Origin of the sequence: Methylobacterium nodulans ORS 2060 (assembly GCF_000022085.1) — a bacterium.
Lineage (GTDB): Bacteria > Pseudomonadota > Alphaproteobacteria > Rhizobiales > Beijerinckiaceae > Methylobacterium > Methylobacterium nodulans.
Genome location: NC_011894.1, coordinates 5,160,597 through 5,183,293 on the forward strand (window position 1 = coordinate 5,160,597; position 22,697 = coordinate 5,183,293).

Here is a 22,697-nt window from a genome sequence, read left to right on the forward strand (position 1 = left end):
CCCCGACAGGAGAACGTCCATGGCTGCATCCACGGCCGTCGCCGAGCGCAATCCGGCCGCCAATCCGCTCGTGCTGGTGCGCGAGCAGATCCAGAGCCGCGAGGCCGAGTTCGCCGCGGCGCTGCCCGCCCACATCCCGGTCGAGCGCTTCAAGCGGATCCTGCTGACGGCGGTCCAGAACAACCCGGACCTTCTGAAGCTGGAGCGGCGCTCCTTCTTCAACGCCGCGATGCGGGCCGCCCAGGATGGCCTGCTGCCGGACGGGCGCGAGGGCGCGATCGTCGAGTTCAACGGCCGCGCGCAGTGGATGCCGATGATCGCCGGCATCCGGAAGAAGGTGCGCAACTCGGGCGAGGTCTCGACCTGGGAGGCGAACGTCGTCTTCGAGAACGACGAGTTCGAGTACCAGCTCGGCGACGATCCGAAGATCATCCATCGGCCCGCCCTCGTGAACCGCGGCAAGCCGATCGCCGCCTACTCGATCGCGGTGCTCAAGAGCGGCGAGCGCTCCCGCGAGGTCATGACCGTCGAGGAAATCGAGAAGGTCCGGAAGGTCAGCCGGGCGCGGAACGGCGGCCCCTGGTCGCAGTGGTGGGAGGAGATGGCGCGCAAGACGGTGGCGCGCCGCCACAGCAAGGTGCTGCCGCTCTCGTCGGACCTCGACGACCTGCTCCGCCGCGACGACGAGCTCTACGCCTTCGGCCGCAAGCCGGGCCAGGACGGGCAGATCACGGGCCTGTTCCAGCCGGTCGTCAACCCGCTGTCTGACACGATCGAGCACCAGCCCGAGACCGCGGCAGGCGCCGACCCGTCGGATGCTGGTGAGGACGAGACCGAGACGGGCGCGCAGAGGGCAGAGGTCGGCGAGAGCGGCGACTGTCACGACCCGGCCGAGGGGAGCGGCGCCGCAGACGATTTCCCGGGCAACGACGCCTTGAGCGACATGCGCACGGGCCGCCGCTCGTCCAGACGGGAGGGCTGACCGATGCGCGTCCTCCCCATCACGATCACCGCCGACGACTCGGGGCACTTCAACCTCTCCGTCGGGAACGGCGAGAACATCCAGCACGCCACGGGCCTCGCGTGGGACGAGTTCCTCGGCATGGTGGGTGTGCTCACCCACCCCGAGATCCGGTCTGCGCCCTACGGCATCAGCAAGGTGCGCGCGGCGGCTGGTGCCAAGCGGGGCGATGCGGGGTCGGACGCGACGCCGTGCGTTCCGCGGCGTGGCGAGCCGTGGGCGCCGCAGTCTGCCGAGCCTGCCCTCACGCTCTCGCTCAGCATCCCTGCAGCCGAGCGCGTCGCCGAGGAGATGGCCGACCTGCTGTGCTGGTGCCGCGGCTTCGCCGCCGGCGCGGGTCCGCACGGGATCGAAGGCCCCCGCGGCGTCGATGCGACCAGCGATTTCCGGATGACACTCGTCAGCGCGATTTGCGCCGCCACGGGCCGGCCGGATCCCGCCGACATCCCCTTCTGAGGGCGCTGCGATGCTCGGCACCACCGCGCCCCAGCAGGTCCGCCACAATATTCGCTCGCGCCGTGCCCATGCGGCACGCGAGGCGGTGGAGCGGCCAGTCCTGCCGCTGCCGACGATCATCATCGTGGAGGCCTGCGGCTACGACACCGCGCTCGCCAACCCCGGCGCCGTGGTGCTGGACCGGGCCTACCGCTGCCTTCGGTGCGGCCGGCATCGCCTCGACCTCCGTCAGGTCGGCACGTTCGAGCTGCTTGCCTTCCTGTTCAGCGAGCGGGTCGGGCTGGCGGTGAGCCGCGCCGAGGCCATGGCTGCGGCCCGCCCCGGCAAGCCGATGAGCGACGCCTGGCAAGCCCAGCTCGTGCGCCGCGCCAACGCGGTGCTCGCCCGTCTGCACCTGCACATCGAAACGATCTGGGGCGGCTCCCTCCGCCTCGTCGCCATCCCGGGAGACGCCTGACCATGCGCGCCGCTGATCTCCGCGAATTCGACTTTCCGAGCCTCGCCGACGCCGCCCGCAAGGAAGCGGACAGGCACAGTGCCGATCTCGCGCAGGCGTTCGAGTGGCAATCGACCCTCATCGGAAATTGGCCGGGCCAGCATCGAGACCTGATGCGGATTCGCGCGCACGCCACGGCGCAACGGGACGACCTGCGCCGGCTCCAGGACTTTGCCGAGTTCTATGAGCTCTATGCCGACCGGCTGCAGCCGATCCTCGAAGCCCTGGAGCGCGGCGAGGAGGTGACCATCCGTCAGAGCCGGGCGGCGGAGCTGGTGCGGCCGCGCAGCGCGGTCCCGGTGCGGGCCCACTGGCCGATGATGCGGCGGCCCGGGACGGTGATGGGGCCGGTCGTGGTCGCGATGGCGGCGGAGGTGCGGTGATGCGCTCCGACCTCGTCGACGTCACCGTGCGCCTGCACCACGAGACCAATCGTGCCGTCCTCGGCTCGACGGATGGCGACCGCGAAAAGGCGGTCTGGATCCCGAAATCCGCCTGCGAGATCGAGCCGGGCGCGGGCAAGGCCACGCACACCCTGACCCTGCCCGAGCGGGTCGCGATCGAGAAGGGGCTGGTCTGATGGTTGGCACCTTCCTCATCGCCGCAATCGGCTACGGCGCAGCGATCTTCTTCGTGCTGAGCGCGGCAATCAACTTGGTTGAGTTAGCCAAAGCTCCAGCGGAAGCCCGACATCGTCTAGCCGCGGCGATCGCCTGCACCCTGAACTTCGGGATCGCTCTCGCCTTCGCAGCTGTCACCCGCTGGCTGCTGGGAGGCGCGCTGTGATGCCCCTCACCTACGGCGGCGTGCCGGTCCCCTACACCGTCTCCTGGAGTGCCGAAGAGGCGTTCCGCGTCGACCGCTGCGCCTACACGGGCCGGCCCGCGATCTGCCAGGCCGTCGCGCCCGGCGAGGGCAAGCCCCGGTTCGGCAAGCCGCACAGCCAGCGGCAGCGCGAGGCCATCGCCCGGGATCTGTGCGACCTGTGCGGCCGGCCGCTGCGCAACCGCACGAAGGTATCCCTGTCGCATGCTCGGCCCCGGATCGGCGCCGACGGCCTCTGCATCATGCAAGTCGAGCCGTTGCTGCACCGGGAATGTGCCGCGGTCAGCCTGCAGCACTGCCCCTCGCTCAAGCGCGACGTCCGCAACGGCACCATGGCGGTCCGGCAGGTGCGTCGGCACCGCCCGCAGTTCGCGATCATCGACCCCGCCCACATTGGTGAGTACGTGCCCGGCTACGTCGCCCGCCCGGACGAGCGGATCGTCGGGCACGGCAAGGTCGAACTGATCACGTGGACCGACCGGGACGAGGCGTGGCTGATGCGCGCCGCCGTGGAGGACGCGGCATGACGGTGCGCCCCTACAACTTGCCAGGTGATCGCTATCTACTGAATTCGTGCTTCAGACACTTCATACATGTTGCAGCGTGACCATCATAATCTGAATAAATTCGACGATCTCAGTCGAATTATCAGGCAGAGGGTCCTCTATGTAGACATTGAAGCCAGGAAATTCCTCGCCGAGGCCGCGGGTTACAATTTCAATACGTCGCACCAGATGGCCGTTAGGGAATTCGCGGATTCGGTTGAGAAGAATTGCCTCGACCTCACTGCGAGTTTTGACCTTGCAGTTCATGGGCTCACACCCAGCCTATGCCATGCGTCGGACGTGCAGCACGCGGTCTCGGCGAAGCTCGCACAGGTTGCGGTCTGCCGCCGGATTGCTAGCAACACTTTAGGGGGTTCCTCGGTTGCGAGGCGGCCGCATCACCTCCGCATCCTCCAGATCGCAGGGGTGGCTCCGTGACCTCCGCCGCCCTCGCGCCCACGCCCGAGCCGCCGCGTCCCGTCCTGCGCTGGCACGGCGGCAAGTGGCGCCTCGCGCCCTGGATCGTCCGGCACTTCGCGCCCCACCGCCTCTACACCGAGGCGTTCGGCGGCGCCGCCAGCGTCCTGCTGCGCAAGCCGCGCTCTTACGCCGAGATCTACAACGACCTCGACGACGACGTGGTCAACCTGTTCCGGGTGCTGCGCTCGGAGCGTGCGCCCGCGCTGATCGCGGCTCTGCGGGCGACCCCGTTCGCTCGCGCGGAGTTCGAGCAGGCCTACGAGATCTCTGACGATCCGGTCGAGGAGGCCCGGCGGCTCATCGTGCGGTTGTTCATGGGCTTCGGATCGAATGGCCATAACCGGCGGGCGCCGACGGGCTTCCGGTCGAATGGCTTCCGATGCGGCACGACCCCGGCTCAAGATTGGGCCGGTCTGCCCGACGCGCTGGGCCTCGTGATCGAGCGGCTGCGCGGCGTCGTGATCGAGCACCGCGAGGCGGCCGAGGTCCTAGCCCAGCACGACAGCCCCGAGAGCCTGCACTACGTCGATCCGCCGTACCTGCCGGAGACGAGGTCTCTCAAGAACCCATACGACATCAAGTACCGCGGCGGGATGTATGCCCACGAGCTGACGACGGAGGACCACGCGCGTCTCCTCGACGCGCTGCGCGGTCTCACGGGCATGGTGGTGCTCTCCGGCTACCCGTCGCCGGTCTATGACGCGGCCCTGCCGGGCTGGACCCGGGTCGAGCGTGCCGCCCATGCCGACGGCGCCCGGGCCCGCACCGAGGTGCTGTGGATCAACCCGCGCGCGGCTGCCCGCCTCTCCGCCTTCGGCAGCGTGCTCGCCCAGGCGCACCTCTTCGAGGTGCCGGCATGACCTCCGCCCACCTCACAGATCTGGCTGTCCTCCTCCCCATCAACGACGCACGACAGAGCCAGCAGCATCTGAGCTTTGGCTGTTCAATCAACCTACTGCAGCCGCTCATCCCAGACGTCGTATACCTTGTAGAAGTGTCGGATGATGATGGCAACCTGTCGCACAATATCACCGTGCGGCGCGATATCATCATCATCGGTGAGAATACAGAACGCAGGATATGTGCGCGATGGTTGACGACGCACAATCTCGATACTGAAGATGCTTTGACATCCAGGCAAATGTTGCGCGTGTTTCAAGACGAGCGCCTCGATTTGTGCGCGCGCTTTCATCTGACGGTACATGATTACCACTCCCATAGAGAGCGGAGCGCACGAATATTCCACGCCCACAATTGGTCGCAGGCAAGTGGAGATTTGGTATGACCTCCGCCCGCCTCACGGACCTGTTCGCAGAGGATTGGGAGTGGCCCAGATTAACCCGTGATGCGGGCGAAGTGCGAACCTGCACGCGCAGCGCGATCAAAGTGCGAACGCCTCCCGCCGCCCTCTCCCACCTCACCCCGCCCTCAGAGGCGAGCAGAACATCACGAGACGTTCGCGGAAATTCCTTTCCGGACGAAGCGCGAACACCGGCAGTTTTTTGCCGCTTTCCAGAGCGTACCGATCCCTCTCCCACAGAAGGACCCCGCCCATGAGCGCGGACCGTCTCACTTTTGTTGAGCTTCTCGCCATCGGCGCGGCCGCCTTCGAGCTGCTCGTCGCGATCGTCTGGCGGATGCCGGCTGCGGTAGTGGCCGACATCGCAGGCTTCTTCGGCCCGGGCCCGGCCTTCTCGTTTGTGGGAGCGTGATCGTGGCCGAGAACACCAAGATCGAATGGTGCCACCACACCTTCAATCCCTGGGTGGGCTGCACTCGCCTCAGCCCGGCGTGTGACCACTGCTACGCCGAGGCCTGGGCCAAGCGCACCGGGCAGCCGCACCTCTGGACCGGCGAGCGCCGCCGGACCAGCGCCTCGAACTGGCAGCAGCCGCTCAAGTGGGACCGCGCCGCGGCGGCGGCCGGCGAGCGGCATCGGGTCTTCTGCGCCTCGCTCGCCGACTTCTTCGACCACCAAGTGCCGAGCCGCTGGCGGGACAACGCCTGGCACCTCATCAGCCAGACGCCGCACCTCGACTGGATGCTGCTGACGAAGCGCCCGCAGAACATCGCCAAGATGCTGCCGGGCCCGGCGATCGGCGCACCGGCCTGGGGCGCGGGCTGGTCGAACGTCTGGCTCGGCACGACGATCGAGGACCGGGCCCGGCTGCGGAACCTCGACGCACTGAGGGCCGTGCCGGCGTGGGTCCGTTTCCTGTCCTGCGAGCCGTTGCTCGAGGACCTCGGCGAGATCGACCTCACCGGCATCCACCTCGTGATCGTCGGCGGCGAGAGCGGCCCTGGCGCCCGGCCGATGTACCCGGATTGGGCGCGGAGCCTGCGGGATCAGTGCCAAGCGGCCGCGATCGACTATCACTTCAAGCAATGGGGCGAGTGGGGACCGGGCGCGGCGTTCGATGCCACGGAGTCGGCTCGCGCCGTCTACCGCGGCGAGATCCAAACGCTTCACATCGCCGGCTCGCGAGAGATCAAGCTCGCCATGCCGACGCGCGATGACGACGCGCTCGGGCCACCCCTGACCCTGGAGCGGTACGGTAAGAAGGCCGCCGGCCGCCTCCTCGACGGCCGCACCTGGGACCAGATGCCGGAGGTGAGCCATGTCTGACACCACAGCACCCACGACCGATGACGCCGACGGCTGGGAATGGGCCGTGGTCGAGGTCTTCGGCCATCGCCGGCACGCCGGCCGGATCCGCGAGGAGGAGCGCTTCGGCACGAAGCTCCTGCGCATCGACATCCCGATCGACGGCGACCCCGACGCCAAGGGGTGGCGCACCCACTACTACGGCGGCGCCTCGATCTTCTCGCTCACGCCCTGCGAGCGCGACGCCGCGCTGAAGGTGAACAAGCCCTACGAGCCTCCGGCCCGGCTCCGGCTCGCTCACAGCGTCGATGAAGACGCTTCCCACGATGACATGCCGTTCTGAGGTGAGCCATGGCTGAGCGCTGGCGAGACATTGCGACCGCACCGCACGACCCGACCCGCCGCATCCTGGTGCGTGGCGGCACGTGGGTGCGCGGCAATCAGGAGGTCGTTCCGCAGGCCTTCTCGAGCCTCGTGACCTGGGATGGGGAGTGGGTCGTCTGCGACAACCTCGGACCGCGCTCGATCATCCGCGATCCCGCCGAGTGGGCGCCGCTGCCGGAGGCGCGCCATGTCGGCTGAGCCCGCCCGCGCCGCCCTCACGCCGCCATCCGCCCCCGCGTCAGGAGCGGGAGGTCAGCAGGTCAAAGGAGAACCACCCCATGCGCAGGGCTGAGCGCATCCCCAGCCAGAAAGAGACACCAGCACAGGAGCGATCCGCGAAGCGCGCGCAGTCGTCCATCACGCCACTGGCCCATCGGGTCGAGGATGCAGCCGGCATGGTGGGGGTCAGCACTTCCATGATCTGGAAGCTGATCCGCGAGGGAAAGCTGCGCTCCAGCAAGATCGGCCGCGCAACGGTGATCCCTCACGGCGATCTCGTCGCGCTCATTGGCGGCTCGGCCGCGGATGCTCCGCCGCAGACATAGGCGCCCCAATCATCCATCAGCAGGCGGCGCTTCGCCAGCGCGTCGCCCCGCCGATAGGCCCGTTCGGTGGCGTCTCCCACCATGTGCGCCAGGGCCGCTTCGATCACCTCGCGCGGATGGTCAGTCTCATCCGCGGCCCAATCTCGAAATGACGACCGGAAGCCATGGGCGGTGATGTCTGGATATTTCGCCCGGCGCAGCAGGGCCGCGAACACCATATCGGACAGCACCGTGTCATTGCGGCTTGGGAAAATCAGACCCTCCGCGTCCGGGGCCTCCAAGTGTAGTTTGGACAGGATCTCAACAGCGCGGGCACAGAGCGGCACGCGATGCGGCCGCTTCGCCTTCATCCGTTCCTTCGGCACAGTCCAGAGCGCGCCCACCAGATCCACCTCGGCCCAGGTCATGCCGCGGACCTCGCCGGACCGGGCCGCCGTGAGGATCAGCAGCTCAAGCGCACGCGCGGTCTGCGCCTCGCGCTGGCGGATCTCGGCGACAAAGGCCGGCACTTCCATATATGGGAGCGCGTTGTGATGCCCGCGCTGGAGCTTACCGGCTCGCGGCAACAGGACGTCGAGATGCCCCTTCCACCGGGCGGGGTTTTCGGGCCCGCGGTGTCCTGCCACCCGGGCGGCATCCAGGATGCGCTCGATGCGGCCGCGCAGCCGGCGCGCCGTCTCGGCCTTGCTGTGCCAGATCGGTCGCAGCACCGCCAGCACGGCTTCCGTGTTGACATCCGCGACCGGCATTGCCCAGAGCGATGCCGCCTGCACCTCAAGGGTCTGCCGCCACTGCCGGCGATGCGCGGCGTTGCGCCACGCCCGCTCGCGATCGGTCATGTAGACCTCGGCGACCTCGGCGAACGTGATCCGGTGGGGTGGCGGCTCATCGCTTGGTGGGGCGCGCCTGGCGTCAATCGGATCGACCCCACCAGCGACCTGAGCCCTGGCTTCAGCGGCGAGCTCGCGGGCGCGGGCGAGCGGCACGGACAGGACGGGCCCGAGGCCCATCTCGCGGCGCCTGCCGGCCATCCGATAGAGAAAGACCCAGCGCTTGCCGCCGGCCGGATCCACGACAAGATAGAGGCCGCCGCCATCAGCGTGTCGGCCCGGCTCCGTCAGCGTCTGGACACGCCGCGCCGAGAGCTTGTTGACCTCCCGCCCCACCGCACCCCACCATTCGCCCCATCGGCGCCCCACCATTGTGGTGCCGAACCATCACCGTCGGTGCACGGTATTGGGCCTTATGTGGCTGATCTGCAAGGGGATGGGTGCGGTCAGTCACCGTCAGTGAATGATGGTGAATTGACTATTGGCGGAGAGGGAGGGATTCGAACCCCCGATGGACTTGCGCCCATGCCGCATTTCGAGTGCGGTGCATTCAACCGCTCTGCCACCTCTCCGGCGCCGCGCTTCGCGTCGCAGGCGGGCGCCTTTAACACGGCTTTGCGGCGGCTCACAAGCGCCGATCGCAAATTTCGGTGCGATCGCGCAATCTCACAGAACTCATGTGCCGGCCGATCCGGCAAGGCTGATGCGCCGACCCGTTGCCATGTGGGGCTCGGCGGCCTGGGCCGGCCGGTTCCGGGACTGCACAACGAGCGCCGTGCGGGCCGCGATTTCCGCGGCGGTCGCATCAACGGTCTCGCCGCTGCGTCGGCAATGGCGGCCCCAGCCGGGATATTCCACCTCGAACCTCCCCGCGGATGACGAACAAAAGGTTAAAACAGCTCCCGAAACGAGCAATCCGCCAACGATCCCAAGTTGGTCGGCGAGAACATCACACAATGTTCGCCCGCCGATCGACGCGACTTTACGGATGCCGGTGGATCGGATCGACCCAATAGACCGTCTCCGGGGGCTCGACCGGCTCGACATCCGGAAGGTTCACCACCACGGCCTCGTTGTCGGAGCGAACCAGCACGCATTCGAGCGGCTCGTCCGGTGACGCGTTGATCTCCTGATGCGGCACATAGGGCGGCACGTAGATGAAGTCGCCCGGCCCGGCCTCGGCAGTGAATTCCAGATGGTCGCCCCAGCGCATGCGGGCGCGTCCGCGCACCACGTAGATCACGCTCTCCAGCGCCCCGTGATGATGGACCCCGGTCTTGGCATCGGGCTGGATCGCGACGGTGCCGGCCCAGATCTTCTGCGCACCGACCCGCGCGTGGTTGATCGCCGCCTGCCGGAACATTCCCGGCGTCTGCGCCGTGTTGGGGTCGAGCCGATCGCCCGTGATCACCCGCACGCCGTCATGCTTCCAGCGCGGCACCTCCGCGGCGGGTGCGTGATGATGGTCGTGCCTCTCGTCGGACATGACGTCCTCTCCCGGTTCCTCGATGGCATCATCCTGCGTCACGCCGCGCCGCCGCGCCAGCGGAAAGGCGCGACGGATCGTTCTGTTTAGAGAACGACACCTGTGGAATCTCCTGGGCGTCGGCCCTAACCGAGAGCCTTCGGCGAAGGTTCCTTCTGCACACGCAGTCCCGCAGGGGGCGGCCTGCTCTCTCAAACTGTTCTACAGAAAGAACATTCCCGTTGACACGGCAGGGCTCCTCGCCTGATCCTTCGGGCATTCCCGGCGCGCCGCTCGGCCCGCCGGACGGCCCGTCAGGGCAGCGCCACCCGATACGAGCGGAGACGCGGCGATGCGGCCGATTCCCAACCAAGACGACCGGCTCCGCCGCCTGGTGCGCGGCTGTGCGCGGACGGCCCGCGACCGCTGTCGCGGGGACTGACGCCCGCCCCACTCACCGCCCTGCCTTCAACCGCGCGCCGCTTCGGCGCCGCCCGCCGGCCTCGCGTCGGCGACAGGAGAGTTTTTGTGATGTCTTCCGCGCGCATCGTCGAGATCGACGAGATCTCCGCCGGCATCGTCGTCCCGGAACCGGGAGGCTTCCGGTTCTTCTCGGCCCATCCGGATTACCACCTGCTGGAGGGCCGAATCTTCCGCAGCCCGCGTCACGCGACCCGCGCCGCCGAGGAATTGCGGGCAAGCCGCCGCACGAGGCGCCAGCAGCATTGAGGCCGACCGGCATCCGCTTCGCCGGTCAGCCCGGTCATACCAGCGGGCCTTGTCGATGATTGTTGGTTCAGTTCTCGAATTCTCGCCAAGCCTCTGCAACAAAGTCTCTGGCGTGGCATCGGAAATTCGAGATAGGTCAACGGCCCGATGCGTCAGCATCTTGGGCCGTCGGTAAACGTGGATGCTGGTTCGTCGCAGACAATACGGCAAACTCAAAGGCCTGGAGCAGAAGCCGTTCCACCGTGAACGGCTTCTGCTCTAGCGGTTGCGCGCGAGGAGCAGGATCCAGCCGATGCCGATCGTGAGCACCAGGATGCCGATCGTGGCGAAGGCCGGCGTGCCGTGCTCCATCAGCTTCGGGGCGAGCTGCGTCGCAAAGGCCGCCACCACGAGGCCCACCGCGACGCGCGCCGCCGCCCGCTCGATGCCGCGGGTGAGCTTGTCCATCCCCTTGAGCTCGATCTCCACCGTCACCCGGCCCTGCTTGAGGCGCACCAGCATCAGGTGGACGAGGGTCGGCAGTTCGGAGGCGGCGCCGTAGAGACCGGCGGCCAAGCCCTCGAACTTGGTCTTCACCTCCTTCATCGAGAAGCGCGTGCGCATCGTGCGCTTCACGGTGGGGCCTGCCGCCGCGAAGAGATCGAATTGCGGGTCGAGCTGACGCATGACGCCGTCCGCCATCACCAGCCCCTTGAACAGGATGGCGAGGTCGGTGGGCATGGCGAGGTCGTTCTCCCGCGCCATGGTCATGAAGTCGGTGAGCACGACGCCGAGGTTCAGCGTCGCCCCGGTGTGCCGGGTGACGAAGGCCTGGGAGGCCGCCTCCAGCCGGGTGAGGTCCGGGTTGCTGGCGCCGGTCCAGTCGAGGAGCACGGCCATCAGCCCGTCGGCATCCTCCTTCAGCATCGCCCCGATGAGGATCAGGAGCTGGGCGCGGCGGCGCTGCGACAGGCGGCCGACGATCCCGAAATCCACGAAGGCGATGCGGCTGCCCGGCAGGCAGAGCAGGTTGCCGGGATGCGGGTCGGCATGGAAGACGCCCTCGATCAGGGACATCTGCAGGAAGGCGTCGGTGCCGCGCTGGGCCAGCACCACCCGGTCGAGACCGGCCTCCTCCAGCCGCGTCAGGTCGGTCGGCGGGATCCCATGGATGAATTCCTGCACGAGGACGCGCTCGGAGGTCCACTCCCAGTAGATTTTCGGGAAGACAATGTCGTCCCGGTCCGCGAAGAGGCCGGCGAGCAACTCGCAGTTGCGCGCCTCGTTGAGCAGGTCGAGTTCCTCGCGCAGCCCGTTGGCGATGTGCCGCATCTGCTCGTGGGGCCGGTAGCGGACCATCTCGGGCCATTCGCTCTCCACGATGCGCGAGGCATGCGAGAGGAGGCGCAGGTCCGCCTCGATGATCTTCTGCACGCCCGGGCGGCGCACCTTGACGATCACCTCCTCCCCGCTCTCGAGGCGGGCGCGGTAGACCTGTGCGATCGAGGCCGAGGCGAGCGGGTTGGTGTCGAACTCGGAGAAAATCTCGCTCGGGGGGGCACCGAGATCGGCTTCGAGCTGCGGGCGGATCACCTCCCAGGGCACGGGCGCGACCCGGTCGTGCAGCTTGCCGAGCTCCTCCGTCCATTGCGGGGCGAGCAGGTCGGCGCGGCTCGCGAGAACCTGCCCGAGCTTGATGAAGGTCGGCCCCAGCGCCTCGATCGCCCGCCGCATCCGCTCCGGCTGGGACAGGCGGGTGAGGTCGACGGCCGGCGTGCTGCGCCAGGCGAGCCGCGGGATCGCCCTCAGGCCGAGCCGGTCGACGACCTGATTGACGCCGAACCCGATCAGGATCCCGGCGATCTCCTGGAGGCGCTGACGGTCGCGCGCCGCGACGAAGGCCGTTTTCAGCATGGATGCATCAGTTCAGCCCGGCTGCCGTGAGAGTCCAAGCACAATGTCGGGCCGCCGGCGCTGAGCCCTGCGAGGGACGAGACCCGCCGCGCGGTGCGCGATCCGGCGTCGCCCGGCCATGAGGCTTAACGCGTCAACGCGGCGGGACTTGGGCGCGGAACGGGCCAAGGTCGCATCGATTCCGTTCGGCGGGACGACACCCTACCGCGGTAGCGCATGGATCCGGCCGGCACAACGCAGTGGATCCGCGGCGAAGGGTGTCAGCCCGCCGCCTGCGCCTTGCCGACGAGCGCCACGACGCAGCCGGCCTCGCGGCCCTGAGCCTGCGCAGCCCCTGGGTCGCGTGTCACAGGGCGGAGCGGCGACACAGCCGCCCGCGTGAGCTTGCGTCCATGAGAAACCCCGCCGTCGGGAGATCCGGCGGCGGGGCATCGGCAGGATGCGGCCTGCATCCCGCGGTGGCGATCCGCGGCTTACTGGCGGCCGCCCGTGGAGCCCTCGGCGCCGCCGGACCTGCCCGCGCCGCCGGTCTGGCCGCCCGGCGCGCCACTGCGCATGGTGCTGCCGGTGGTCTCGGGCGAGGTGCCGCGGCCGTGGGCACCACTGCGGTCACGCATGCCCTGCTGGGTCGCCTGCTCGTGGCCGGCGCCGCGGCCCTGGCCCATGCGGTCCTGGCCCGCCCGATCCTGGCTCATGCGGCCCTGCTCGCCGCGCATCCGGTCACGATCCTGCCCCAGGCGCTGTTCGCCGCGGCTGCGTTCGCTGATCCCACGCGATTCGTCGCGGCGCTCGCTCGTGCGCGCCTCGTCCCGGCCGCTGCGCACCGAGGTCCGCTCGCTGCCGCGGATGTCGACGCGGTCGTGCCGCGTGCCGCGCACGCTCACGCTGCCCGTCGTCCCCGAGCGCTCCGTGACCACCAGACGGCGGTATTCCGGCGAGCCGTAGACGACGCGCTGCCCATGCACCACCACGTAGCGCGGGCCGCCCTTCTTCTCGTGCACCACGAGGCGGCGGTACTCGGGCGAGCCGACCCGGACGCGGCGGCCCTGGATCACGACGAACTCCGCACCGGCATGGCGCACGCCGCGCTTCTGGCGCCGCTCGATCACCACGAGGCGGCGGTATTCGGGCGAACCATAGACCACCCGCTGGCCCGCCACGGTCACGTAGTGCTGGCGGCCGCCAGTGGAGAACCGCTCCTCGCGGCTGCTCGTGCGCACGCTGCGCTCCTCATGGGTCCGGTGGGTCCGGTCGACGTGCTCGGCCCGGTCGCGGCGCAGGTCACGGCTCTCCTCGCGCCCCGCCCGGCGGGCGTCGCGGTCCCGCCCATCCATCCCGGCTTCGCGGTTGCCGCGGGCTTCGCCCGTCCCCCTCTCGTCGCGCGCGCCCATCCGCTGGTCGCCGCCGCGGTCGCGCATCGCGCCCTGCTCCTGGCGCCCGCCCTGGCCCTCGCGCATCCCGGTCTCGCCGCGAGTGCCCTGCATCTCGCCGCGGACGCTCTGGCCGGCGGAGCGCCTGCCACCGGTTTCACCGCCGCGTCCCGCGCTGCTCGACGAGGCGCCCGGCGCGCCGGATCCGGCCGGCGATCCCGCGCCGCCCGTCTGCGCGAACACCGACGTGCTGATCAGCAGCGCGGCCAGACCAGCGGTCAAGCGGCCCATGGACGACTTGGTCATGATGCTCCTCCGAAGCTGAAAAAGATGCTCCAAAACGTTGTCTGACGAGTATCGTTCCAATCCGCCACAGAAGCTCGACCATATTTCCAAGATCATCTCTCGGCCGTTTCGGCGCTGCACCATCATCGGAACGCTGGCCCTGCGCAGATCGACCGGACGATCCGTAGGGAGGCTGGGCGGAAGGTCGTTCCGGCGGGCGGGAACCAGCGCGCCCCGGCGGCGTTTCCGGGGACCGTGGCCGTAGGGCTACGTGCTCTCGGGAGACGCGACGACGACATGCTGGCGGAGCCCTCGACGACGACGCCCGAGCGCGACTGGCTGGATCTCGGTCCCTCTGCTCCGATTTCCGCCCCGGCCGACGCGCCTCTCCGGCCGGACCGCCTTGAGGCCGTCCCCGCCGGTCCGGGCATCGCGGCGCGCTGGCAGCCGATCCTGGCGGCGCGGGTGGCTCCGCTGCGGGAGGCGGCCGGCCGCATGGGCGGGCGCGTCGTCGCCCATCCTCTCGCGGGCCGCGCGCGGGAGGGCTGGCAGCAGGCCGGCGCCCGGATCGCCGCCCTCCGCTGGGGCCGCCTCGCGGCCGGCGCAGCAGCTACCCTGGCCTGCCTCGCCGCCGCCCTCCTGGCCTACGCGGTCGCCACCCTGCCGCGGCTCGACGGGCCGCCGGCCGCCTCCTCCCCGATCCAGGTGCAGGCGGAGGACGGCCAGACCCTGGCGATGCGCGGCGCCGTCCGCGGGCAGGCGCTCGCGCCGCGCGCGATCGCCCCCGTGATGAAGCGCGCGATCGTCGCCGCGCAGGACCCCTGGTTCCACGACGCCTACCGGCTCGACGCAGGCGGCATCGCCGAGGTCGTCCGCTTGGCCTTCCGCGACAGGATTCCCCTCGGCCCGCGCATGGGCGCAGCCCGGCTGACGCAGCGTCTCGTGCGCCATCAGATCCTCGACGGCCGGCGCGGGCTCGTCGGCAAGCTGCAGGAGGCGGTGCTGGTGCTCTGGCTGCAGGCCCGCGCCACGCCCGACGAGATCCTGACGCGGTTTCTCAACACCGCCGCCTTCGGTCCGGATATCAGCGGGATCGATGCTGCCGCCCACCGGATCCTCGGCAAGGCGGCGCGCGATCTCTCGACGGCGGAGGCCGCCCTCCTGGCCGGCCTGACGCTGCCGCCGGCCGACCTGCGGGCCGACCGCGATGTCGAGGCCACGCGCCTGCGCGCCCGGCGGGTGCTGGAGGCGATGGTGATGACCGGCGCCGTCACCCGCATCGAGGCCGACGAGTCCGCCCGCGCCCTCGCCGGCCTGACGCTGCCGTCGGCCAGTACGGTGACGCGCAGCGGCTTCCCCGATCTTGCGGTGCTCGCCGCACGCGACCGGCTCGGCGAGGATATCCGCGATGCGGCGCTGCGCACCTCCCTCGATCGCAAGCTCCAGGGCTTCGCGGAAGCGGCGATCGAGCGGCGGCTCGACGCGACGGCCAAGGGCCGCGGCGCCCGTACCGGGCTCGTGGCTCTCGCGCCGGACGGCGCGGTCCTGGCGCTGGCGACCACCGGCAGCCCGCTCGCGGCCGATCCCGCCGGTCGCGCCGCCGCGGAGGCGAGCTTGCGCCGCGTGACCCGCGACGGCCGTCCGGTCTACGACCGGCTGCAGGCGGCGACGCTCCCTGCGGCGGCGGTGAGGGCGCGGGCCTTCGCGCTCCTCGCTGCTTTCGCCCGCCTGCCCGAGGGCGCCGATTCCGCGCCCGCGACGCGCGACGGCGTCTCCGTGGGCATGGCGGGCGACGTGACCGTGGGGGTCTGGGTGTCGTCGGAGGACGAGGGCGCGGCCGGCGCCGCCCCTGAGGCGATCTGGCAGGATTTCGCCGCGAAGGCCCGCGAGGCGCGGGAGCCGCCGGCGCGGGAGCCGGGCTCCCCGCGCGCCGCCTGGCAGGCGCCGGAGGAGAAGGCGACGACCCCGGTGCTGAGGGGCACCGCACGGGTGATCGACACCGGCCGCCTCAAGGTCGAAGGCCAGACCGTCCGGCTGTTCGGCGTCGAGGGCCAGGGCGGCCGGGCGGCGCGGGAGTTCCGCCAATACCTGCGCAAGCGCGAGGTGACCTGCGAGCCCGCCGGAGAGGCCGAGGTCTATCGCTGCCGCACCGGCGCGCAGGATCTCTCCGAGGTCGTGCTGTTCAACGGCGCCGGCAAGGCCGCGCCCGGCGCAACGCCGGAGTTGATCGCCGCCGAAGCCAACGCGAAGGCGCGCCAGGCCGGCGTCTGGCAGAACTGACCGGCCGCGAGCCGGCCGGCGGCCGCCAGCTGCGCTACATCTCGAGGAAGGCCTCGAACCCGCCGAAGATCATGCGCTTCCCGTCGAACGGCATGTTCGTCATGTCGGCCTTGAGGCGCGGATCGGCCATCACCTTGGCGTTGATCGCATCCCGATCGGCGCGGGAGGCATAGACGATCCACGAGAAGGCCACAGTCTCGTCCTCGCGCGCCTGCACGGCGCGGGGAAAGGAGGTGAGCTCGCCATAGGGCACGTCGTCCGCCAGGCATTCCACGAAGGCGAGGGCGCCGTGCTCCTTCCAGAGCTCCCCGGCGCGGCGGGCCATGGCCTTGTAGTCCTCGATCCGGTCCTTCGGCACCGCGATCACGAAACCATCGACGTAGGTCATCCCCGAGTCTCCCTTGACTGGTCCTTTGGCGGGACCGCCGGAACGACGATCGGGCGGCTCCGCTCCCGACACCTCCGCCGTGGAATTCGCGACGGCAGCCCTGCGAAACACCATTCCGCGGGATTGACAAGCGGTCTCACGCCTCGAAGCATGGCCTTCGGGCTCCACGAGAGGCCCCCGGACAAGGACGACTCGGGTGAGGACAACGCTCCTGGCCGCGGCGTGCATCGCCGCGTGGCACGGTTCCGCTTGCGCGCAGCCGGCGAAGACGGTCTCCGACGGCGTGGTGCGCATCGGCTTCCTTCTCGACATGTCGAGCGTCTACGCCGACGTCACCGGCCCCGGCAGCGCCGCGGCGGCGCGCATGGCGGTGGAGGATTTCGGCGGCACGGTGCTCGGAGCGCCGATCGAGGTCGTGATCGCCGATCATCAGAACAAGCCCGACATCGCGGCCGCGACCGCGCGGGCATGGTTCGACACCGACCGGGTCGATGCGATCCTCGACGTCGCCGCCTCCGCCACCGCCCTCGCCGCCGCCGACATCGCCAGGGCCAAGCACAGGATCATCGCCTTCAACGGCCCGGGCGCCGTGCGGCTCACCAACGAGGCCTGCTCGCCCGTCTCGATCCACTGGGCCTACGACACCTATGCCCTCGCCAATGTCACCGCCCAGGCGACCGTGAAGCGGGGCGGCGATTCCTGGTTCTTCCTCACTGCCGACTACGCCTTCGGGCACGATCTGGAGCGGGATGCGAGTGCCGTCGTCAGGGCGAGCGGGGGCAGCGTGAAGGGCAGCGTGCGCGCCCCCCTCAACACGCCGGATTTCTCATCCTTCCTGCTGCAGGCGCAGGGCTCGGGCGCCAAGGTGGTCGGCCTCGCCAATGCGGGCCGCGACACCACCACCGCCATCAAGCAGGCCGCCGAGTTCGGCCTCGCCCAGGGCGGCCAGACGCTCGCCGGGCTCCTCGTCTACATCAACGACGTCCACAGCCTCGGCCTGAAGCCGACCCAGGGCATGCTGCTGACCGAAGGCTTCTACTGGGATCTCGACGACGCCACCCGGGCTTGGTCGAAGCGCTTCTTCGAGCGGACCGGACGGATGCCGAACATGTCCCAGGCCGGCGTCTACTCGACCGTCACGCATTATCTAAAGGCCGTCGCCAAGGCCGGCACAGACGACACCGACGCCGTGATGAAGGTAATGCGCGAGACGCCGGTCGACGACTTCTACGCCAAGGGCGGGCGCATCCGGGAGGATGGCCGCATGGTGCACGACATGTACCTGTTCGAGGTGAAGCGGCCCGAGGAATCGACGGGCGAGTGGGACCTCTACAAGCGGGTCGCCACGATTCCCGGCGACCAGGCCTTCCAGCCGCTCTCGGCCTCCCGCTGCCCTCTGGTGAAGAAATGAACCCGCGCTGGAGCCGCCGGCCCGAAGGCTCGACCTGGGGCGACTGGGGAGCCGACGACGAGATCGGGCGCCTCAACCTGCTGACGCCCGAGAAGGTGCGCCAGGGCGTCGCCGAGGTGCGCGAGGGTCTGACCTTCTGCCTCAGCCTGCCCCTCGACTATCCGGGCGGCAACGTCCTGAACCCGCGCCGCCACCCGCCGCGCCTCACGCCGACCGTGCGGGCGAGCGGGCGCCCCACCATGAACTTCCCGGTCTGCGAGGAGGTGCCGGACGCCACCGACGTGATCAGCGACGACCTCGCGGTGCTCCATCTTCAGTACTCGACGCAGTGGGACGGCCTCTGCCATGTCGGCTCGCTGTTCGACGCGGATGGCGACGGGCGGGCGGAGCCCGTCTACTACAACGGCTTCCGGGCCGGCCGGGACATCACCGGACCGGCCACGCCCGAGGAGGCGGGACGGCCCTCGCACGCGAAGGCCCTCGGCATCGAGCGCCTGGCCGAGCGCGGCATGCAGGGCCGGGGCGTGATGATCGATCTTCACGCGCATCTCGGCGAGGCGCGCAGCGCGGTCGGCTACGACACGCTGCAGCGGATCCTCGACACCGACGGCGTCGTGGTCGAGCCGGGCGACATGGTCTGCCTGCATACCGGCTTCGCCGAGCGCCTGCTCGGCATGAACCGCGCGCCCGATCCGGAGGTGGTCCACCGCCTCGGCGCCGGGCTCGACGGGCGCGACGCGCGGCTCCTGAACTGGATCACCGATTCCGGGCTCTGCGCCCTCATCGCCGACAACTACGCGGTCGAAGCCTATCCGGCCCGGGCCATGCGGGGCTGCTGCGCCACGCTACCGCTCCATGAGCATTGCCTGTTCAAGCTCGGGGTCAATCTCGGCGAGCTCTGGCACCTGACGCCGCTCGCGAGCTGGTTGCGGGCGAACGGCCGCTCCCGCTTCCTCCTCACCGCCCCGCCCCTGCGGCTTCCCGGGGCCGTGGGCTCCCCGACGACGCCGATCGCCACCGTGTGATGCCGACGGCCCGAAGCACTCCCTTCCGGGGCACCCAACCCCGGAGCGCTCAGTCAGCCGCGGTTTCATCCGCCAGGGTCGGCCCGGCCGGCGGTGAGCTCAACCGAAATTCGGTTGCTTGCTGGCCATGCGGATCTCAGCTTCGCTTAAGGGGGCGCGGTGATCCGGCCTCCGCCCCTTCGCGCTCCCGCTTTCCCGGACGACTGTAGCGTCAGCGGAAGGAGATCCGGGGACCAGCACAAGGATGTGCCGCAAAGCGGCTCCGCTTGTCTCCACCGTGGCTGACAAGTGGTCGCTGCGCGACTTCCTGTGCTGGCTCCCGGGTCGCATTCCGCTGGCGCTGCATGCGCCCGGGAAAGCGGGAGCAGGCGACAGGAGGCTAGGCGGACCTGATCCTCGGTCGTCTGCGGACGCGTCAGACGGACGGCGTCGCCTGGGCTGACACGAACCTGAGGTGCGTGGAAGAGGCCACGCTCCTCGGTTTCGATTGAGCGCTCTCGCGCGGGGTCGGGTGACGCCTGCGCGCCTGATATGCTATGGGCCGCCCCGACACCCTCCCACACACGACCAGGCCTGCCCGCGCCGCTCTCAGGGCGCGGGGCGGGTGAGATATATCCCGCCCATGAATGCTGCCCCCAAGATCTCCTTCGTGTCGCTCGGCTGCCCGAAGGCGCTGGTCGATTCCGAGCGCATCCTCACGCATCTGCGCGCGGAGGGCTACGAGCTCGCCCGCAAGCACGACGGCGCCGACGTCGTCATCGTCAACACCTGCGGCTTTCTCGACTCGGCCAAGGCGGAATCCCTTCAGGCGATCGGCGAGGCCATGGCCGAGAACGGCCGCGTCATCGTCACCGGCTGCATGGGCGCACAGCCCGACGAGATCCGCGACAAATACCCGAACCTGCTCGCCATCACCGGCCCGCAGGCCTATGAATCGGTGGTGGCGGCCGTGCACGAGGCGGTGCCGCCCGCGCATGACCCGTTCCTCGATCTCGTACCGCCGCAGGGCGTGAAGCTGACGCCGCGGCACTACGCCTACCTGAAGATTTCCGAGGGCTGCAACAACCGCTGCACGTTCTGCATCATCCCGTCTCTGCGCGGCGACCTCGTCAGCCGGCCGGCCGGCGACGTGCTGCGCGAGGCCGAGAAGCTGGTGAAGGCCGGCGTCAAGGAGCTCCTCGTCATCTCGCAGGATACCAGCGCCTACGGGGTGGACCTGCGCTATGCCCCGAGCCCCTGGCGCGACGGCGAGGTGCGGGCGCGCTTCTACGACCTCGCCCGGGCGCTCGGCGAATTCGGGGTCTGGGTGCGGCTGCACTACGTCTACCCCTACCCGCATGTGGACGAGGTCATCCCGCTGATGGCCGAGGGGACGGTGCTCCCCTATCTCGACATGCCGCTCCAGCATGCGAGCCCGAGCGTGCTCAAGCGCATGCGCCGCCCGGCGAACCAGGAGAAGATGCTGGAGCGCATCCGCTCCTGGCGGAGCACCTGCCCGGACCTCGCCATCCGCTCGACCTTCATCGTCGGCTTCCCCGGGGAGACCGAGGCGGAGTTCGAGGAGCTGCTCGCGTGGCTCGCCGAGGCGAAGCTGGAGCGCGTCGGCTGCTTCCCCTACGAGCCCGTGAAGGGGGCGGCGGCGAACGGCGTCGCCGAACTCGTGCCGGAGGAGGTGAAGGCCGAGCGCTACCGCCGCTTCATGGAGGCGCAGGCCGTCATCTCGGCGCGGCTGCAGAAGGCCAAGGTCGGCAAGCGCCTGCCGGTGATCATCGACGAGGCCGGCCCGACTGTGGCCAAGGGCCGCTCCAAATACGATGCGCCCGAGATCGACGGCAGCGTCCACGTCGCTTTCCGGCGCCCGGTGCGGGCCGGCGACATCGTCACGGTGAAGATCGAGCGCGCCGACACCTACGATTTGCATGGCATCGCGGTGTAGCGCGGGGCGAGCCGCTCAGCCGGCCACCGCCTCCGCGCGAACCCGCGCCACCCCCGCCGCGTCCATCGCCGCGAAGGCCCGCGCCAGCGAGCCGCCCTGGTCGATGGCGCGGCAAGCATCCTCTACCAGCACGGCCTCGAAACCGGCCGCCCGCGCGTCGAGCGCACTCCAGCCGACGCAGTAATCCGTCGCCAGCCCACACAGCACGACCCGGGTGATGCCCCGCTCGCGCAGGTAGCCCGCGAGCCCGGTGGGGGTGCGCCGGTCCGCCTCGACGAAGGCCGAGTAGCTGTCGATGGACCGCCGGTAGCCCTTGCGGATCACCAGCTCCGCATGCGGCAGGTCGAGCCCCTCCGCCAGGGCCGCGCCGGAGGTGCCCATCACGCAATGGTCCGGCCAGAGCACCTGCTCGCCATAGGCGAGCGCGATGGTGTCGAAGGGCTGCCGGCCCGGATGGCTCGATGCGAAGGAGGCATGGCCCGGCGGATGCCAGTCCTGCGTGAGGACGACATGCGGGAAAAGCCGGCCGAGCGCCGTGATCGGCGCCACCACGGCGTCGCCGTCCGGCACCGCGAGGGCGCCGCCCGGCAGGAAGTCGCGCTGGACGTCCACCACGAGGAGGACGTCCGTGTCGCAGGGCTCGATCACGGCAGCATCACGGTCGCGCCGGTGGTCTGGCGGCCGGCGAGGTTGCGGTGGACCTCGGCGGCGTCCGCGAGCTTCGCCCGGCTGTGGACCGGGATCTTCACGGCGCCGCTCTTGACCACGCCGAACAGATCCTCCGCCATGGCCTCCAGGCTCGCCCGCTCGGCGACATGCGTGAACAGCGTCGGGCGCGTGGCGTAGAGCGAGCCCTTCTGGCCGAGGAGCCCGAGGTTGAAGTCCTCGATCACCCCGGAGGCGTTGCCGAAGCTCACGAACATCCCGAACGGCCTGAGGCAGTCGAGGGAGGCCGGATAGGTCGCCTTGCCGACCCCGTCATAGACGACCGCGCAGCCCTTGCCCCCGGTGATCTCCTTCACGCGGGCGGCGAAATCCTCGTCGCGGTAGAGGATGACGTGATCGCAGCCGTGCTGGCGCCCGAGATCCGCCTTCTCTTGCGAGCCCACCGTGCCGATCACCGTCGCGCCGAGATGCTTGGCCCATTGCGTGGCGATGAGGCCGACGCCGCCCGCCGCGGCATGGAACAGGATCGTGTCGCCGGGCTGCACCCGGTAGGTCCTGCGCAGCAGGTATTGGGCGGTCAGCCCCTTCAGCATCATGGCGGCGGCGGTCTCGTCGTCGATGCCATCGGGGATCCGCACCGCCATGCGGGCCTCGATCACCACCTCCTGCGCGTAGGTGCCGGAGGCCGAGCCGTAGGCGACCCGGTCGCCGACCGAGAGCCCGGTCACGCCCTCTCCCACGGCCACGATCTCGCCCGCGCCCTCGTTGCCCGGCGTGAAGGGAAGCTGCGGCGCCTTGTACAGGCCGGAGCGGAAATAGATGTCGATGAAGTTGACGCCGATCGCCGTCTGGCGGACGCGGATCCGGCCCGGTCCCGGCGCGCCGACCTCGACCTCCTCGTAGCGCATCACCTCGGGGCCGCCATATTCGTGGACCCTGATCGCCTTCGGCATGGCCGCCTCCCGCTCCTTGTCTGACTGCGGCCGGATGATAGGAGGCGCGACCGTTTCGGCAATGGCGCGGGGCGCAGGGGGCTCCCATCTTGCCCGCAATGCACCCGAT

The 22,697-nt window shown here is 69.8% G+C and carries 27 protein-coding genes and 1 tRNA gene; 19 read left to right on the top strand and 9 right to left on the bottom strand.

The annotated features are described in order from the left end of the window. The first annotated feature begins 19 nt into the window (after positions 1-19). The 7 genes from MNOD_RS24040 to MNOD_RS41730 are packed head-to-tail and all read left to right on the top strand — an operon-like array spanning position 20 to position 3,325. The gene (locus MNOD_RS24040; RefSeq protein WP_015931559.1) at positions 20-982 is read left to right on the top strand and encodes a recombinase RecT; all 963 of its coding nucleotides are present in this window, start codon (positions 20-22) and stop codon (positions 980-982) included. A gap of 3 nt (positions 983-985) precedes the next feature. After that, on the top strand, positions 986-1,477 hold the full coding sequence (locus MNOD_RS24045; RefSeq protein ID WP_015931560.1) for a hypothetical protein: 492 nt from the start codon (positions 986-988) through the stop codon (positions 1,475-1,477). Positions 1,478-1,487: 10 nt separating this feature from the next. Next, a complete protein-coding gene (locus tag MNOD_RS24050; protein ID WP_015931561.1) occupies positions 1,488-1,934 on the top strand; it encodes a hypothetical protein in 447 nt (148 codons plus the stop codon). Positions 1,935-1,936: 2 nt separating this feature from the next. Then, on the top strand, positions 1,937-2,356 hold the full coding sequence (locus tag MNOD_RS24055) for a hypothetical protein (protein ID WP_015931562.1): 420 nt from the start codon (positions 1,937-1,939) through the stop codon (positions 2,354-2,356). After that, positions 2,356-2,553 carry a hypothetical protein gene (locus tag MNOD_RS24060; protein WP_015931563.1) on the top strand — a complete coding sequence of 66 codons (198 nt, stop codon included), beginning with the start codon at positions 2,356-2,358 and terminating at the stop codon, positions 2,551-2,553. Before MNOD_RS24055 ends, MNOD_RS24060 begins: the two co-directional genes overlap by 1 nt. Continuing rightward, positions 2,553-2,759, top strand: a complete 207-nt coding sequence (locus tag MNOD_RS24065; RefSeq protein WP_015930374.1) for a hypothetical protein — start codon at positions 2,553-2,555, stop codon at positions 2,757-2,759. Before MNOD_RS24060 ends, MNOD_RS24065 begins: the two co-directional genes overlap by 1 nt. Continuing rightward, a complete protein-coding gene (locus MNOD_RS41730) occupies positions 2,759-3,325 on the top strand; it encodes a hypothetical protein (RefSeq protein WP_015931564.1) in 567 nt (188 codons plus the stop codon). The genes MNOD_RS24065 and MNOD_RS41730 overlap by 1 nt, the downstream gene beginning before the upstream one ends. Positions 3,326-3,385: 60 nt before the next feature. Here the strand turns inward: MNOD_RS41730 and MNOD_RS47095 are convergent, their stop codons facing one another. Beyond that, positions 3,386-3,610 carry a hypothetical protein gene (locus tag MNOD_RS47095; protein WP_157091543.1) on the bottom strand — a complete coding sequence of 75 codons (225 nt, stop codon included), beginning with the start codon at positions 3,608-3,610 and terminating at the stop codon, positions 3,386-3,388. Positions 3,611-3,777: 167 nt separating this feature from the next. On the opposite strand from MNOD_RS47095, the gene MNOD_RS24080 reads away from it, so the two are divergent. The 7 genes from MNOD_RS24080 (at position 3,778) to MNOD_RS43915 (ending at position 7,357) form a co-directional block, all read left to right on the top strand. Continuing rightward, complete coding sequence (locus MNOD_RS24080; RefSeq protein ID WP_015931566.1) at positions 3,778-4,683, top strand: DNA adenine methylase; 906 nt, start codon at positions 3,778-3,780, stop codon at positions 4,681-4,683. After that, on the top strand, positions 4,680-5,108 hold the full coding sequence (locus MNOD_RS47100; RefSeq protein ID WP_015931567.1) for a hypothetical protein: 429 nt from the start codon (positions 4,680-4,682) through the stop codon (positions 5,106-5,108). The genes MNOD_RS24080 and MNOD_RS47100 overlap by 4 nt, the downstream gene beginning before the upstream one ends. Positions 5,109-5,376: 268 nt before the next feature. Further along, positions 5,377-5,535 carry a hypothetical protein gene (locus MNOD_RS48230; protein ID WP_015931568.1) on the top strand — a complete coding sequence of 53 codons (159 nt, stop codon included), beginning with the start codon at positions 5,377-5,379 and terminating at the stop codon, positions 5,533-5,535. A gap of 2 nt (positions 5,536-5,537) precedes the next feature. Continuing rightward, positions 5,538-6,449 carry a phage Gp37/Gp68 family protein gene (locus MNOD_RS24090; protein WP_015931569.1) on the top strand — a complete coding sequence of 304 codons (912 nt, stop codon included), beginning with the start codon at positions 5,538-5,540 and terminating at the stop codon, positions 6,447-6,449. Continuing rightward, on the top strand, positions 6,442-6,771 hold the full coding sequence (locus MNOD_RS24095) for a hypothetical protein (protein ID WP_015931570.1): 330 nt from the start codon (positions 6,442-6,444) through the stop codon (positions 6,769-6,771). Before MNOD_RS24090 ends, MNOD_RS24095 begins: the two co-directional genes overlap by 8 nt. A gap of 8 nt (positions 6,772-6,779) precedes the next feature. Then, positions 6,780-7,010, top strand: coding sequence for a hypothetical protein (locus MNOD_RS24100; protein WP_015931571.1), 231 nt, complete (start codon positions 6,780-6,782; stop codon positions 7,008-7,010). 80 nt (positions 7,011-7,090) lie between these two features. After that, entirely contained in the window at positions 7,091-7,357 is a 267-nt protein-coding gene (locus MNOD_RS43915; RefSeq protein WP_015931572.1) for a helix-turn-helix domain-containing protein, read from the top strand. Here the strand turns inward: MNOD_RS43915 and MNOD_RS24110 are convergent. The 3 genes from MNOD_RS24110 to MNOD_RS24125 form a co-directional block, all read right to left on the bottom strand. Beyond that, positions 7,297-8,559, bottom strand: coding sequence for a tyrosine-type recombinase/integrase (locus tag MNOD_RS24110; RefSeq protein ID WP_015931573.1), 1,263 nt, complete (start codon positions 8,557-8,559; stop codon positions 7,297-7,299). The two genes, MNOD_RS43915 and MNOD_RS24110, sit on opposite strands and share 61 nt — an antisense overlap. A gap of 110 nt (positions 8,560-8,669) precedes the next feature. After that, positions 8,670-8,759 (bottom strand) — tRNA-Ser (locus tag MNOD_RS24115). A gap of 410 nt (positions 8,760-9,169) precedes the next feature. Further along, positions 9,170-9,673 carry a cupin domain-containing protein gene (locus MNOD_RS24125; RefSeq protein WP_015931575.1) on the bottom strand — a complete coding sequence of 168 codons (504 nt, stop codon included), beginning with the start codon at positions 9,671-9,673 and terminating at the stop codon, positions 9,170-9,172. Positions 9,674-10,183: 510 nt separating this feature from the next. On the opposite strand from MNOD_RS24125, the gene MNOD_RS24130 reads away from it, so the two are divergent. Continuing rightward, positions 10,184-10,381, top strand: a complete 198-nt coding sequence (locus MNOD_RS24130) for a hypothetical protein (RefSeq protein ID WP_015931576.1) — start codon at positions 10,184-10,186, stop codon at positions 10,379-10,381. A 258-nt stretch (positions 10,382-10,639) separates the two neighbouring features. Here the strand turns inward: MNOD_RS24130 and MNOD_RS24135 are convergent, their stop codons facing one another. Both MNOD_RS24135 and MNOD_RS24140 read right to left on the bottom strand, forming a co-directional pair. Next, positions 10,640-12,274, bottom strand: a complete 1,635-nt coding sequence (locus tag MNOD_RS24135; protein WP_015931577.1) for an ABC1 kinase family protein — start codon at positions 12,272-12,274, stop codon at positions 10,640-10,642. A 473-nt stretch (positions 12,275-12,747) separates the two neighbouring features. After that, complete coding sequence (locus MNOD_RS24140) at positions 12,748-13,950, bottom strand: hypothetical protein (RefSeq protein ID WP_015931578.1); 1,203 nt, start codon at positions 13,948-13,950, stop codon at positions 12,748-12,750. 276 nt (positions 13,951-14,226) lie between these two features. Between MNOD_RS24140 and MNOD_RS24145 the strand changes: the two genes are divergently transcribed. Then, a complete protein-coding gene (locus MNOD_RS24145; RefSeq protein ID WP_015931579.1) occupies positions 14,227-16,209 on the top strand; it encodes a transglycosylase domain-containing protein in 1,983 nt (660 codons plus the stop codon). A 34-nt stretch (positions 16,210-16,243) separates the two neighbouring features. Here MNOD_RS24145 and MNOD_RS24150 read toward each other — a convergent pair whose 3' ends face one another. Continuing rightward, the gene (locus MNOD_RS24150; protein WP_015931580.1) at positions 16,244-16,597 is read right to left on the bottom strand and encodes a DUF1428 domain-containing protein; all 354 of its coding nucleotides are present in this window, start codon (positions 16,595-16,597) and stop codon (positions 16,244-16,246) included. Positions 16,598-16,793: 196 nt separating this feature from the next. Here MNOD_RS24150 and MNOD_RS24155 point away from each other — a divergent pair, with 196 nt between their 5' ends. The 3 genes from MNOD_RS24155 to rimO all read left to right on the top strand — a co-directional run bounded on the left by MNOD_RS24155 (position 16,794) and on the right by rimO (position 20,969). Then, positions 16,794-18,008, top strand: coding sequence for an ABC transporter substrate-binding protein (locus tag MNOD_RS24155; RefSeq protein ID WP_015931581.1), 1,215 nt, complete (start codon positions 16,794-16,796; stop codon positions 18,006-18,008). Beyond that, a complete protein-coding gene (locus MNOD_RS24160; RefSeq protein WP_015931582.1) occupies positions 18,005-19,033 on the top strand; it encodes a cyclase family protein in 1,029 nt (342 codons plus the stop codon). The genes MNOD_RS24155 and MNOD_RS24160 overlap by 4 nt, the downstream gene beginning before the upstream one ends. A gap of 622 nt (positions 19,034-19,655) precedes the next feature. Continuing rightward, entirely contained in the window at positions 19,656-20,969 is a 1,314-nt protein-coding gene (rimO, locus tag MNOD_RS24165; RefSeq protein WP_015931583.1) for a 30S ribosomal protein S12 methylthiotransferase RimO, read from the top strand. Between the two features lie 15 nt (positions 20,970-20,984). On the opposite strand, the gene pncA is transcribed toward rimO, so the two are convergent. Both pncA and MNOD_RS24175 read right to left on the bottom strand, forming a co-directional pair. Then, entirely contained in the window at positions 20,985-21,617 is a 633-nt protein-coding gene (gene pncA, locus MNOD_RS24170; protein WP_015931584.1) for a bifunctional nicotinamidase/pyrazinamidase, read from the bottom strand. Further along, on the bottom strand, positions 21,614-22,588 hold the full coding sequence (locus MNOD_RS24175; RefSeq protein WP_015931585.1) for a quinone oxidoreductase family protein: 975 nt from the start codon (positions 22,586-22,588) through the stop codon (positions 21,614-21,616). Before MNOD_RS24175 ends, pncA begins: the two co-directional genes overlap by 4 nt. Positions 22,589-22,697 lie beyond the last annotated feature (109 nt).